This is a genomic window from Nocardia cyriacigeorgica (genome assembly GCF_010868145.1).
Taxonomy (GTDB): domain Bacteria; phylum Actinomycetota; class Actinomycetes; order Mycobacteriales; family Mycobacteriaceae; genus Nocardia; species Nocardia cyriacigeorgica_D.
Map to the genome: position 1 here is coordinate 1 of NZ_JAAGUY010000073.1, position 306 is coordinate 306.

Genomic DNA, 306 nt, shown 5'->3' on the forward strand with positions numbered 1-306 from the left:
GGCTGGCGCTGGCCACCGACCACGACGTGGAATGGATCGTGCTGTGCTCGGAGGGCTACACCTCCAGCCTGGCCGCCGCCTCATTGCAGCAATTGGGCCTGCACCGGGCCACCGACCTGGTCGGCGGCTACCAGGCGCTCAAGGCGGCCGGAATGCTCACCGTGGCCTCGCGCGCCCCGCATTTCGCTCGCGAGGTCGCCGCGCTCGCCTCGCTGTAGAAATACCCACCTCAGCCGGGCCGAGCTGGACGGGTCCAGCCGCCATTCCAGGACATTGCGTTCGATCACCAGGGCGCCGGGCATGGTG

The 306-nt window shown here is 69.6% G+C and carries 1 protein-coding gene and 1 pseudogene; one reads left to right on the forward strand and one right to left on the reverse strand.

What is annotated here, in order from left to right; genetic code table 11:
* Window positions 1-218 (forward strand): rhodanese-like domain-containing protein (locus GV792_RS28795; RefSeq protein WP_256673912.1); only part of this gene is annotated, 218 nt, incomplete at its 5' end.
* Between the two features lie 12 nt (window positions 219-230).
* On the opposite strand, the pseudogene GV792_RS29985 reads toward GV792_RS28795, so the two are convergent.
* A pseudogene (locus GV792_RS29985) lies at window positions 231-306 on the reverse strand (rhodanese-like domain-containing protein); the annotation flags it as partial.